The sequence below is a fragment of the Azorhizobium sp. AG788 genome (assembly GCF_004364705.1).
GTDB classification, from domain to species: Bacteria; Pseudomonadota; Alphaproteobacteria; order Rhizobiales; family Xanthobacteraceae; genus Azorhizobium; species Azorhizobium caulinodans.
This window is the reverse complement of record NZ_SOBM01000002.1, coordinates 672,629-685,646: the sequence shown is the minus strand read 5'-3', so window position 1 is coordinate 685,646 and position 13,018 is coordinate 672,629. Positions and strand designations below refer to the sequence as shown.

Genomic DNA, 13,018 nt, shown 5'->3' with positions numbered 1-13,018 from the left:
TCAGCCCTCCTTCTTTTCGGCGCCGACGCCGAGCTGTTCGCTCAGGGCCTTCAGCTGTTCCTCGTTCGACAGGATCTTCTCCAGGAGGCTTTCCAGGTTCTCCGACCGGTCGGCCTTTGAGAGCAGGTCGCGCAGCTGGCTGCGCACGTCCATCAGCTTGCGCAGGGGCTCGACCCGATCGACCACGGCGGCCGGGGAGAAATCCTCCAGCGACTTGAAGCTCAGATCGACGCTGAGCTGGCTGCCGTCGTCCGCGAGGGTGTTGTCCACCTTCATCTTCAGCCCGGGCGTCATGCGCGCCAGCACCTGATCGAAATTGTCCCGGTCGATCTGGATGAACTTGCGCTCGTTGAGCGGTTTCAGGGGCTCGCTCGGATCGCCGGAGAAATCGCCCATGACGCCGACGACGAAGGGCAGCTCCTTCTCGACGACCGCGCCTTCGGTCTCGACATCATAGGTGATGTGGACGCGCGGCTTGCGCACGCGATTGAGTTTTTCATGGATGCTGGGCATGAGACTTCCCCGTTGACTGGATCATCAAGTATTTCAGGCCTGCGACACATTCATGTCGGTTATCTTATTCTTGCGGCTCCGGATTTGCCGGCGGCCTCAAGCCTGCGGCAAGGTAGAAGTAACGACGGGCTTCCGGATCGACGATGAGTTCCTCGATGAGCGCGCCCATGGGCAGGCGCGCCCGCCGGACGATCTCCTCCAGCGTGTAGGAGATCGGCGAATGCGGCTCGTTGGTCCGGAAGAAGCGGGCCGCCTCGAGGATCAGCCGCAGGGCCTGCTCGCGATTGGCCACGGGCCCGCGGGGGGCGCCAGGCGTTCCGCCCGTTTCGCCTTCCCCGTCGCCAGCCGTCTCGCCGCCGCCGGCCGCCTCGTCAGATCCGGCCTGCTCGGAGAGCTGGCTGGCGCTCGCCTGCTCGAGCTTGGACGCCGCGAAGATGCGCACGTCGTCGAGCACGGTGTTGAGCAGGTTGCGGATGGCCCCGGCCGGCGGGGCATCCACGCCCACGCGCTCGGAAAAGGCATCTGACAGAGCGTTCAGCGCGGCCAGCGCCGCCTCGATCTGGGCGATGAGATCCGCAAAGAAGGACGGCGGTGTCGAGCCGACGGCCTCGTCGAAGGCGTCCATGCTCAGCCCACCGGCGGCGATGCGCGCCTCCCGCCGGTCGGCATCGCCGATCTGCGCGATCTCGCGGGCCTGCTCGTACTGCCAGTAGGAGAAATGCTCGCTGCCCGCCGTCAGCGGGATCTTGCGCAGCGGCTGGATGAGAAGGCCCTCGCCATCCTCGCCGTTGAGCGCCACGAAGGGCGAGAGGCGCCCGTCATTGCCGTCCTCATCGGGCAGCGGAAAGATGCCGTCCCAGAAGGTGCGGACGAGGCCTTCGGCCAGCAGGCAGCCGGTATAAAGGCCGCGATAGCCGTCGAGCCGCACGAGCGCCTCGATGACCCAGGCGGCCACCTCCAGATCCTTGCCGACGCCGGACAAGATCTGCATGCCGAGTTCGCCGGCCGAGCCCCAGTCGTCCTCCGCGCCCGGTGCGTCGGGGTCCACGTCGAGCGCCCGTTCCTTACGGCGCGCGTCGGCGCGCGCGTCCTTCATCTGCAGGAAGGGCGAGTTGCCGGACATGTCCGCGCGCGGATCGGTTCCGCAACCCGGCGGGTCTCCGATCGGCGCAAGAACTTCAGAAACGTCAAAAGTCGGTTCGACCGTCATGCTGTTCTCGCTGTCCTTCGCTGGGCAGCCAAAGGAGGAAACCGCGGAGGTAGCCTAAGTGGACCCGATGTCCCTGTCCAAGGCGATGTTTGACCCGACCTCTCCGGCGGTCCGGCGTCGTGCGGGAGCATGGAAGGAACCCCTACTGAACAAGGGATGTCGGGCAGCGGAAGCCCACGTAGGGCGGCCGCTGGAAGGGATTGTTCACGCTTGCCGCGTCGAGCGCGAAGCTCGCGGAGCGGGGGCCGAGCGTGACGCCGAAATTGATGCGGGTCGGGCTGATGCGGTTCACGCCCCGTCCGGCCAGGAAGCGGAACAGCGCGAACGGGCCCGTGTAGCTCACAGCCGCCGGTCCGCTGTCGCCGCCGACGCCGAATTCCACGCGCACGGAACCGACATTGCCCGGCCACTTCATCGCCGTCGGCACCGTCGGGCCGTACTGGTAGATGAAGGACTGGCCGTCGATCTCCACCTTCACCCGCATGGCACCGGGGTCGAGATCGGTCGGCGTGATGGAGAAGCTGACTTCCGGGGTCGTGCCGCCGTTGGGGAAGAAGACGGCGCGGATCTTCGCCGCCTGCTCGAACACGGCGAGGCCGGCCGGCGAAATGTCCGGGTGGGTCGCGACATTGGTCAGCGGGCGCCACGGCGAACTCAGCGTGTCCACGAAGTTCTTCAACTGCTTGTTGAAGAACTGGTCCATGAGCCCGTCGGGGGCGAACATGCGGGCGAAGTCGGCCAGGGTCACGTCGTTCGGCGAGTTGGAGAACGGGAACTTGCCGTTGATGGCCGCCTGGCAGAAGGGCAGGACCTGCGTCTTCCAGGCGCTGTCGAGATCCGCCTTCACGCCGGCATTGGCGATGGTCGAGGTCTGGCGGACCAGCGAGACGATGGAATCCGTCAATGCCGGTGGCGCCGTGAGCGTGTTCAGCTTCAGTTGCGAGAGGATCTGCGCGAACTGCGGGCCCGAGGTCATCTCGGTAATCTGCGCGGGGTCCGCGCCGCCCATGCTGGCGGCGGGGCCGAGCAGGGCGCGCAACTGGCTCATGGAGCGCAGCACCTCGTCGAGCGGGCTCGGGGTTCCGCTGGCGAAGGTGTGGAGATCCGAGAAGCGGGACGTGACGGACTGGGCCAGGGTCTTCATGCGCGCATTGCCCGACTGCAGGACCGCATTCACGGCGCCCGCGGCCGGCCCGGCGACGGCGGCTGCCGCAGTGCCGACGGCCTTGGCCGCGCCACCAGCCGCTTCCGGCAGCTCGATGGTCGTTTCCTTGGTCACGGCCTGGAGATAGCTCGACAGCGGCGAGGGTGGGCCGAGGGCGGCCTGGAGCACGGCGAGTTCCGCCTGCAGGTTGTCGAAGCCGGCGAGCGTCACGTCGCTCACCATGTTCTGCCAGACGGAGATGTAGTCGTTGACATAGAGGTCCGTCATGTCGCGCGTGAGCTGCGAGATGCGGGCCGCCTCCGGAGCGGAGGGCGTCGAGGGAAAGCGCACCCAGTCGTCGGAGATGATGGAACTGGCGACCTCCGAGATGGCCGGTATGACCACCGGAAAGAAGGCCGCCGATGTGTACATGCCGTCGATCGGCTCGTTGAGCGGGCGCCCGGAGCGGCGCGCCAGCGCATAGGGGGCGAGGGGGCCGGCCACGTCGGTGACGCGCCAGACGGGCAGGGCGCGGATCTCGCTGCGGTTCTGCAGGATCGCCATGCCCTGATTGGCCGCCGGATAGGCGTTGAGGACGGCGCGGGCCTGGCTGATGAGCTCCTGTTCCAGCTCGATGGGCGGCACGCCGACTTCAAGCATGTTTTCCACATGCTCGAGCAGCGCGTTGCGCAGCGGCGCCTGCGTGGGACCCGGATAGATATTGGCGAGCAGGTTGTGCATCCAGGTCACGACCACGGTGCGGTCCATGGGGCCGGCGTGGCCCAGCATGAGATAGACCTTCAGCGCCTGATAGAGCGCATCGGGATTGCGCATGTTGGCGGCAATTTCCCGCTGCAGGGCGATGATGACGCGCGGCGTGAGCAGGGCTTCGAGCCCTTCCACATATTCCTGGCGCGTGGCCTCGGCGAGGTAGCGCTTTTGCCCGAGTGCGCCTTCGAGCTGCCAGGCGACATGCTGATGGCGGGCATCCCACCCCGTGGGCAGCCCCGCAAGGCTGTTCAGCACCGGCAGGACCGATGCAAAGTCCGTCTCCGCGCTCGGTTGGACGGTGGGATTGGCGTCGAGGGCGGCGATGGCCGTCTTGGTGCGGTCGGTCGCCCGCTCAACTTCCCCGATCAGGTAACGGTTGGCCACGAAGCTGATGGTCATCCAGGACAGGAGGGCGAGGCTGAGCGTGATGCCCGCCGTGGCGATGCCCCAGCGCAGCACGTTCTCGTTGCGGCGCACGGTCGGGTCATGCTCGACGAGCCCCGCCTCCTTGAAGATCACCTTGTCGAACAAATCGTGGATGAACAGGCCGGTCTTGCGGGTGGCGGCAGGGTCCGGCGTGCCGGCGGGCGGCAGCGCATTGGCGTCGCGCGGCGAGGTCGCCTGCGTGCTGGTGAAATAGAAGCCGCGCAGCAGCAGGGGGCGGTCGTAGGTTGTGGGCTTGAACACGTCCTCGATGAGGTCGGCGATCAGCGGCTTCACCGTGGCCAGATGCGGCAGCATCATGAAGCAGTCGAAGCGCGGACCGACGCCGAAGCCCTGGCTGACCTGGCTCGCCATGCGCGGCATCTGCCAGCGCAGGAAATTGTCGAATTCGGCGGAGAAGGTGGCGGGCAGCGGCTTGCCGCGCGTGGTGATGCCGCGCTCGTCGTAGAGCGGCAGCGTCACGCCGAACACGCCCTGCCGCTCGACGGAGGTGAGGTCGGCGCAGAATTCGTCGAAGCCGGGGATGATGTCGGCCTTGGTGAAGACCACGTAGATCGGCACGCGGGCCTTCACGGTGGCCTGGAAGCGCTCCAGCTGGTCGCGCAGATCGGCATGGAGGGAAAAGCGCTCGGCGTCGGTCGCCCGCATCATGTCGCTGAGCGAGAGCACGAGCACGATGCCGTTGATGGGCTGGCGGCGGCGGTAGCGCTTCAGCAGCAGGCCGAACAGGCCCCAGGTGTTCTCCTCCGAGGGCGGGACCATGGGCCCGCGGGTCTCGATGAGTACCGCCTGATCCGTGAAGGACAGGCTGATGGTGCCGCCGTTGATCTGGCCGTTGCGCGCCTCGTTCAGCGGAAAGCGCAGGCCTGACGCGCGGATGAGGGCACTCTTGCCGGCCTGCTCGGCGCCGATGATGGCGTACCAGGGCAGTTCATATTTGTAGCTGCGGTTGAAGAAGCCCGGTGTGCGGATGCGCTTCAGCACGCCGAGCGCCAGCTGGAATCCACGTTCCATCGCCTCCCGCTGCGCCCGCGAGGCGGTCGGCGCTTCGAGGGCCGGCAGGGCCTTTTTCGGGGCGCTGGGCTTTGTCGTCTCGCCGGCGGGGGCGGGATGGCGCTGATTGAGGGCCCAGTAGAGCGCGACGAGGCCGGCCAGCAGCACGATGATGAGCGTGGTCATCACGCGCGGCGTGACGCCCGCGAAGGGAGAGACACCGTCAAAGGACAGGCGCGGCCCGAGGAGCCACACCAGCAGCGCGAAGACGGCCGCCGCGGCGAACAGCAGCACCCAGCGCCAGAATGTCCATGTGGTGAGGGTCATTTGCATCGTCAGGGCTTGGCTCGGGGCCTATTGCGGCGTGAGAACGATTTCGACGCGGCGGTTTTTCTGCCGCCCGTCCGGCGTGTCGTTGGACGCGACGGGGTCGGCGTCGCCTTTGCCGACCGTCGTGATGCGGGCGTTGCCGCCGAGGCCCGCCGCGAGGGCCTGTCCCACCGCGCGGGCGCGGGCCGTGGAGAGGGCGAGATTGTCCGGGAAGGTGGCGGTGCGGATGGGCACGTTGTCGGTGTAGCCCAGCACGTTGACCGGCCCCTTGAACTTGGCGAGCGCCGCCGCGACCTTGGCGATCACCTCAGGATAGGGTGGGCGCAGGGTCGTGCTGGCGGAGGCGAACAGCTCCTGCTGGGTCTGGATGACCACTGAATTGCCACGGCCGAACACGGTGATGAGCTTGGCCTGCTGCTCGGGCTCCAGGAAGCCGGAGATGACCTGAAGGGGCGTCTCGGCCGGCGGCTTGGGCGCGGGCGGAGCGGCGGGCGTGGGAGCAGGTGCCGGGGCGGCGGCCGCCGTCGCCACCGGCGGCGTGCGGATGACCACCGGCTCGGCCATGAGGTTCTGCACCTGCTGAACGGCGAGGTTCGCCTCGCGCCGCAGCACCAGCGAATAGCCGATGAACAGCAGCAGCAGGAAGAGCGCGATGCCGGCGCCGTAGAACACCAGCGGCAGCAGATCGCCGGGGCCCTGGTTCTCGGCGGAAAGGCCGCGCCAGTTGGGCGAGAGTTCCGGCTTCACGCCGCCGCGCACGCTGCGCAGGAACTGGAAGACGTCGTCCTTGAGCCGCGTCAGTTCCCCGCTGCCGTTGGCAGCGAGGCGGTATTTGCCCTCGAAGCCGAACTGAAGGCAGAAATAGTAGAATTCGATCTCGCGCACGACCGAGTGCGGCGCCGCCATCATCTGGTTGAGCAGGCCGAAGAAGCGCTCGCCGCCCCAGGTTTCCTGGAAGAGCGCCGAGACAAGCGTCTTCGCCGCCCAGTCGCTCTCGTTGCCCCAGCGCGTGTTCAGGATGCAGTCGTCGGCCGTGGCCGCGATCGCGTAGAGGATCAGGCGCGTGTGCTGCTGCGACAGGCCGCGCGAGATGGCCTGCGTCTCGAAGGTCTGGAGCTCATCGAGCAGGTGGTCGTGGAACTCGTCCGCGTCGCCGGTGGGCTGCAACTGCGCCCGCACCAGCAACTCGAAGATCGGAACGGCGAGCGCAAGGCCCGGATTGTCCTGATAGACCTCAAGCGCCGCCTTGAGGGCGCGGTCATCGGTGCGCGCGGTCGGCAGGGGCGGGACGGTCGGCGCGGCCGGTCCCTTGCGCGGGGCCTCCCGCTCGACGGGCTTCAGGCGGCCGTCGCTGCCCGGCGGCCGGGGAAAGGGGAAGGTGCCGACTGGCGCCGCACGGCCCGGAGCGACCTGCGACACAGGTTGCTCATTGGCCGGAGCACGCCACCGCGCGGCGGGAGCGACGATGGTCGTCTCCGCGTCCGATTGTGGATCAGTGTCTCTGGCCATGGCTCCCTTCCAGTGATCAGGACGGAAGCATCATCCGCCTGAGTTGCACGAGCGTGTCATGTGTTTCGACGGCCGGATCCGACTTCCAGATTAGCGTGACCGATGCCGAATGCGCGTTTCGGAGCGCTGCCCTTCGATCAATTGCGCGTGCCGACGTTTGCACGCGATCGACTGCAACCCTCCGCTCGGCATCGGCATTTTTTCACCAATCCGGACGTCATTTTAAGACGGGAGTAACCTACCGCCGAATGGCCCAGAGTTCCATCGCCGCATCCGGGAAATCACCCGCCAGATGTACGGCAATGCCGCCCGAAGAGGCCATTTGCGACCACATGGTATTGTCCGACTCCAGCTGGAAATAGACTGCCCCCGAGCGGTACGGAATCTGGCGCGGCGCCACTGCGAGGGGCTGAATGCGGATGCCCGGCAGCTGCACGTTAACCAGTTCTCGAATTTGCTCCACCGGACCGATCTTGATGAGTGCCGGAAGCGTCCGGCGCACGGCCTCGTCCGGCAGGCTCGCCTTGAAGATGAGCACGAACACCGCGCCCGTGAGGAGCGTGCGGTCGGCGATCACGCCGACGCGGATGCCATACTTGCGGTCCTGCAGCGGGATCTGCACCGCCGCCTGCTCCAGCACGGCGCTGAGCTGGGCGCGCAGTTCCGACATCAGGGCGAGGAAGGTCAGGGCCAGATCGTCGTGGCGGTAGGCGGGGAGCTCGCGCGGACGCTTGTCCGGCGCGGTGAAGGTGGACAATTCGCCGGCCAGTTCCAGGAAGGTGGCGTAGAGCCGCTCGGGATGGAGATGGGGCAGCCCGGCGAGATGCCCGAGCAGCGGCTCCATGCGGTTGGTGAGCTGGAGCATCAGGAAGTCCGCCACCTCCGCCACGCCGTGCGCCGTCGAGCCGGTGAGCCTTGGGGCGAGCGCCGAACCGCGATGATGCAGCATGGCGGAGACCTCGTTGAGGAACCCGCCGAGGACGGGCGAGGCGGCGCAGCTCAGGCTCGGGGGGATGTAGCCCGTATCGAGATTGATCTTCCGGTCGGCCACCACCTCCTGGATCCGCACGACGCCGAGGCACTGGTAGCCGGAGCGATCCTCATGCTCGAGCATGAGCGACAGCCGCAGCCGGGCCGTGCGGATGCGCGAGACGCCCTGCGCGCCGCTGATGGCATCCACCACGTCGCTCTCCTCCGAGGCGAAGCGGGCGGTCGAATTGAACTGTTCGGAGACGTCGAACTCGGGCGCGCCGCGCAGCGTGACGGGCAGGCACAGATAGACGGTGCTTTCGGACAGGCCCACTGGCAGGTCGATGGCCGGAGGATGGGCATCGTCATCGGGAATGCGGAAGGGCGTGCCGTCGGGAAATACGCCGTCGGCCGAGGCGAGGGCGAACTTGCCGAGGCCGAGCAGGCCGCGGTCGATCTCCAGCGAGCGGAACCCCCAGGCGTAGGGCGCGATGCCGTCCACGCGCTGGCGCACGAGCCGTTCCGTGTAGCGGTCCTGCTGCTGGAAGTGCTGTGCCCTGAGGAACATGCCCTCCGACCAGACGACTTTGCTGTTGGAACTCATGGCTGATCGTCTCCGGGAGCGCGGAACGGGTTCGGGACGCGCTCGGGCAGGTCAAGGTCGGGGAATTCGGGAATGATCGCGTTGCGCGTCCCCGGGGGCACGGCAGGGGCAGCGGGCGGCTGGGCGGGGCCGAGCCTGTCTGCGATGCCCGCGGACAGGCTGACGAGAGACAGGCCCACCCATTCGGGATCTTCCCGCAACAGGCGCTCCAGCACCCCCTCCGGCGGTCCGGCCAGCATGCGGGTTTGGCCCGGCGGCAAGGCGGCATTCTCGATCACGCTCAGGGCCTCGATGAGGGAGAGCGTGAGGCGCTCGCCGGCCGTCGGTGTCGGCGCCGGGCGGGCGGCGGGTGCCGAGAGATCCGGGAACGGCGGTGGGGCGGAGGGAAGGGCAGGTGGCGACGCCGGCGGCGCCAGGGGCGGCACCACCGGCTGCCGGGAGGGTGGCGGGGCGGCGGGCTCGCTCGTCGTTCCGTCCAGATACCAGTCGTCGGGGATCTGGGGCGGCGCCATGCGGATGACCGGCAGGGCTTCTTCCTCCACCGGCAGGTGATCCGGCGGCGTGCCGTGGGGCTTGATCTCCGGCTGAGGCAGGTCGCCGAACGGCGTGTGGGCTGGAGCCCAGCCGGTGTTGAGCGGTGTGTTGAAGTCCGGCACGGGGGGCGGCGGCACCTCGGGCGAGAAGCCGACCGTCCGGCGGGCCGGTGCCAGAAGCGGCGCCGAGGACACGGCCGGCGGATAGACCGGGACAGGCGGCGGCTGCGGCGTCTCGGGCGCGCCGATGCCGAGATCCGCCGGCATGCCGAGGGGCGGCAGGATGGCGCGGAAGGCATCCGCCTCGTCCGTGCGCGCCACCACCGAGACTTCCAGCGTCAGGTCGCCGATGTGCAGCAGGTCGCCTTCGCTCAGGATCGCCGAATTGCCGCGCCCGAGGGCACGCTCGGCATTGTTGATGAAGACGCCGTTCCCCGATGTGTCGATGATGGTGAACAGGCCCGCCTGTGCGGTGATGGTGCAGTGATGGCGGGAGATCAGGCGCGACTGGTCCTCCAGCACCCAGTCATTGTCCGCGTCGCGCCCGATGCGGAGCGTTCCGTCCGACAGGCTGCGGGCTCGCTGGTCCGGCGGCACGGCGCCGGGCACCATGAGCTTGAGATGCAGCACCGCGCTCATGCCGGCTGGCCCTGGGCTTCGGTGAGGCCGACGCCGCCGTTGGCGATGTCGATGCCGATGGCGAAGGCGGCCTGCTGGCGCTGGCCCGTGTGCTTCGCCGGGCCGGGCACGCAGCACAGAATGACGGAGGCCGCGATGGCCGACCCCGTCAGTCCGTCGCCCGGCGGGATGACGAGCGCGACCTCGGGCGGCGCAAGGCTGCCGCCGGACCAGAAGGTGCCAAGGGCGGCATAGGCGCCCGCGGTCTCGAACTTCAGCGCCTCGCCGGGCGCGAAGCAGGCGCGGCGCAGCGGCTCCGACGGCTCATAGACCCACGCTTCCGCCGCCTGCCAGGCAGTCGCTTCGGCCACGGGCAGTTCGGCAGGCAGGAAGGTGCGCCGGCAAGCGCAGGCCCACCACACCGCCTCGCGACGGGGCAGGGCGACGGCAAGATAGCGGATGGCATCCACGAACAGCCCGGCACCGGCGAGCGCCGACAGGAACTGCCCGGCGCTCATGCCCGGCTTCAGCAGCGCACGCGCCTCTTCGCCCGGCTCCAGAACGGTGCACAGCTGCTCCGCCAGCGAGAAACGCAGCTTGGGAAGGAAGCCAAGCTCCATCGATCCCCTCTCAGTTGATGGTGACAAGACCGCCCTTCACCTGGACGGTTCCATCGCCGCTGACGTTTACCATGGAGCCGCTCACCTGAACCTTGGCACTGCCGGAAATGGTTATCTGCGTGCCACTCAGCGAGATGCCGCTCTGGCTGATGGTGATGGAATTCCCGCCGACCTTGAGCGTGATCGTCTGCGCCGCCTGCAGGGTGATGCTGCCGCCGTCGCACTGCATCGTCGCATTGCCGGAATCCAGCTTCAGCGTGTGATTGCCGCCGTTCAGCGTCGTCGTGACGTTTCCCTTCGCAAGCGTCAGCGTGTCATTGCCCTCGGAGATGGTGGCGCTCCGGTTGCCCTTGGTCACGGTCAGGCTGTCGTTGCCCTCGGACACCGTGAGCGTGCGATTGCCCTTGGAGATGGTGACGCTCTCGTTGCCTTCCTGGACCGTCTCGGTGCGGTTGTTCTTGATGGTGATGGTCTGGTCGTGGGAGACGGTCAGCGTGTCGTCATTGGTGACCTCGCGCGTGAAGTCCTTCTGCGCGTGCATGTAGACGAGTTCGCTGTCCTTCTTGTCCTCGAAGCGCAGCTCGTTGAACGTGCTGGCGCTGCCCTGCGGGGAGGAGCGGGTCTTGATGCCGCTCTGCGTCTTGTTGTCGGGCAGGGTATAGGGCGGCATGTTCTGGCCGTTGTAGACGGCGCTCACCACCAGCGGCCGGTCGGGATCGCCCTCCAGGAAGATGACCACCACTTCCATGCCGATGCGGGGGGTGAACTGCGTGCCCCAGCTCGAGCCGGCGAGGGACTGGGCGACGCGCACCCAGCAGGAGCTGTTCTCGTCCTTCTTGCCGAGACGGTCCCAGTAGAACTGCAGACGGATGCGGCCGTACTTGTCGCAATAGATCTCCTCGCCCGAAGGCCCGACCACGAGAGCGGTCTGCGGGCCGGGGATGAGGGGGCGGCGGGTGATGCGCGGTGGCCGGAAGGCGGTCGCGGCGGGCAGGGCGGTGAAGCGGTTGCGATAGAAGACGCTTCCGCTCTGGTTGCCGAGATGGGAGAGGTCCTGCGCGCTGTGCTCGACCGTGCGCAGCGCATAGCTGCGGCCCTGCTCGCTGACCACCTCATGCTTCGACATGGTGAATTTCGCGCCCGGCAGGAAGCCGGCATAGGTGGAGGCGCCCGGCGAGACGGCATAGTCCACCTCTTCCGCCTCCATGCGCAGGCGCGAGAGGGGGGTGCCCTTGTCCTTGGTGTCGTAGTCGCCGGGATAGTCGTAGAGTTCCCAGCTCTTGAAGGCGGAATTGTCGAGCACGGTGGTGGTGCTCGCGGTCAGATCGTTGGCTGGCTGCTCGAAATTGTAATCGTTCAGCGTCGCCTTGCCGGACCGGAAATGGAAGCCGCTCGCCCATTCCTGCACGGCGATGGTCTCGCCGGTGGTGACGGGGGCGTGGATGACCGACTTGTCGATTGAATCCACATAGCCGGCCGTGCTGTCGCTCAGCACCAGCGTGTGGCTGGAAGAGTCGTACTGGAAATAGAAATAGATACCTTCTTCCGCGAAGATGCGCTGGAGGAAGGCATAGTCCGTCTCGCGATACTGCACGCAGTAATCGCGGCTGGGGTGGCTGCCGGAGAGGCCCTGCTTCTTGTAGTCGGTGATGCCGCCCTCCGAGAGCAGCGTGTCGGCGATCTGCACCACGCTCTGGTTCTGGAAGATGCGGCAGTCGGACGTGCGGGTGAGCAGCCAGAGCTTGGGCGAGAGTTCGACCCGGTATCGGCGCATGCCGTCCACCGTGCGGTCCCCGGCCTGAAAGCGCGTGACGATGCCGTTGATGTAGCGCGGATCGCCGCCGGGCCGGGCGATGGCCACGGTGATCGGCTTGCCGAGAAGGCTGTCCGGCGTGATGTCGGCCTTCGTGGACGTCATGGTGAGGGTGAACAGGAAGAGCTCGGACAGGCCTTCCTTGCCCTCGAGGTGCGTGGCGATGAGCACATCGCCGCCGAGCGGCGTGGTGAGCGTCAGCAGCCGGTCGGTCTGCACGGGGGCTGAAGCGTCACTCATGCGATCCCCTCGCTGCGGGCAGGCCGGCGCCGGCGGACCTTGATAGTCCCTGCGCGCTCAGGCCCCACGCGCCGCCGCCTCGACCATATCCCAACGTCGTCCATTCTGCCTGACCGGCGGGGCAGAGTCGCCTGTGCCCCGCAAACGGGAGCGCCGCGCGGGACAGGGTCCCGCGCGGCCAAGCCTGTAAACCTGACCTTCGATCCGCGCGTCACGAGCTCTTGGTGGTGGCGAGATCGTAGGACACGGTGACCGGGGTGCCGGCCTTGTTCTTGTCGTCGTAGGGGGTGAACTTGAACTCGAGCTTGGTGAAGCTGATCGAGATGGACTCGGTGGGGCGGTCGCCGCCCGAGGACACCGAGTAGGACGAGATCAGCGCGTTGGTCAGCGTGTAGGTGCAGTAGGTCGCGCCCGGGCTGCCGGTGGTGGTGAGGTCGATCTTCACGGTCTTGCCGGTGTTGCCCGTGCAGGCCTCCGTGAAGAGCTTGGGCGAAGACGCATCGAACATCTTGACGATGGACACTTCGCTGATGGAGGGCTCGGAGGCCTCGCGGTTGTTGCCGGAGCCCGAGACGGTGGAGATGCCGCGCCCGACGCCCCAGGAGAGCGAGAGGACGTCGATCCACTTCTTGTGGTCCTGCTGCGTGGCTTCGCCGTCGATGCCGTCATATTTAACGTAGATGGCCATAACTGCTCCTCGGTTTTGT

The 13,018-nt window shown here is 67.4% G+C and carries 9 protein-coding genes; all 9 read right to left on the bottom strand.

The genetic code is table 11. The features are described 5' to 3' along the window. Positions 1-513, bottom strand: coding sequence for a type VI secretion system contractile sheath small subunit (gene tssB / locus DFO45_RS07295; RefSeq protein WP_012171123.1), 513 nt, complete (start codon positions 511-513; stop codon positions 1-3). 64 nt (positions 514-577) lie between these two features. Beyond that, positions 578-1,723 carry a type VI secretion system protein TssA gene (gene tssA / locus DFO45_RS07290; RefSeq protein WP_133864332.1) on the bottom strand — a complete coding sequence of 382 codons (1,146 nt, stop codon included), beginning with the start codon at positions 1,721-1,723 and terminating at the stop codon, positions 578-580. Positions 1,724-1,865: 142 nt separating this feature from the next. Continuing rightward, positions 1,866-5,402 (bottom strand): type VI secretion system membrane subunit TssM, encoded by a 3,537-nt coding sequence (gene tssM, locus DFO45_RS07285; protein ID WP_166657069.1) that lies wholly within the window; start codon positions 5,400-5,402, stop codon positions 1,866-1,868. A 27-nt stretch (positions 5,403-5,429) separates the two neighbouring features. Then, positions 5,430-6,914 carry a type VI secretion system protein TssL, long form gene (gene tssL / locus DFO45_RS07280; protein WP_012171120.1) on the bottom strand — a complete coding sequence of 495 codons (1,485 nt, stop codon included), beginning with the start codon at positions 6,912-6,914 and terminating at the stop codon, positions 5,430-5,432. Positions 6,915-7,152: 238 nt separating this feature from the next. Continuing rightward, entirely contained in the window at positions 7,153-8,487 is a 1,335-nt protein-coding gene (tssK, locus tag DFO45_RS07275) for a type VI secretion system baseplate subunit TssK (protein ID WP_133864330.1), read from the bottom strand. Further along, entirely contained in the window at positions 8,484-9,659 is a 1,176-nt protein-coding gene (locus DFO45_RS07270; RefSeq protein WP_133864329.1) for an FHA domain-containing protein, read from the bottom strand. Before DFO45_RS07270 ends, tssK begins: the two co-directional genes overlap by 4 nt. Next, entirely contained in the window at positions 9,656-10,258 is a 603-nt protein-coding gene (locus DFO45_RS07265) for a hypothetical protein (protein ID WP_133864328.1), read from the bottom strand. The genes DFO45_RS07270 and DFO45_RS07265 overlap by 4 nt, the downstream gene beginning before the upstream one ends. 10 nt (positions 10,259-10,268) lie before the next feature. Continuing rightward, the gene (gene tssI, locus DFO45_RS07260; RefSeq protein WP_012171116.1) at positions 10,269-12,311 is read right to left on the bottom strand and encodes a type VI secretion system tip protein VgrG; all 2,043 of its coding nucleotides are present in this window, start codon (positions 12,309-12,311) and stop codon (positions 10,269-10,271) included. Between the two features lie 211 nt (positions 12,312-12,522). Beyond that, positions 12,523-12,999 (bottom strand): type VI secretion system tube protein Hcp, encoded by a 477-nt coding sequence (locus DFO45_RS07255; protein WP_012171115.1) that lies wholly within the window; start codon positions 12,997-12,999, stop codon positions 12,523-12,525. Between the last annotated feature and the right edge of the window lie 19 nt (positions 13,000-13,018).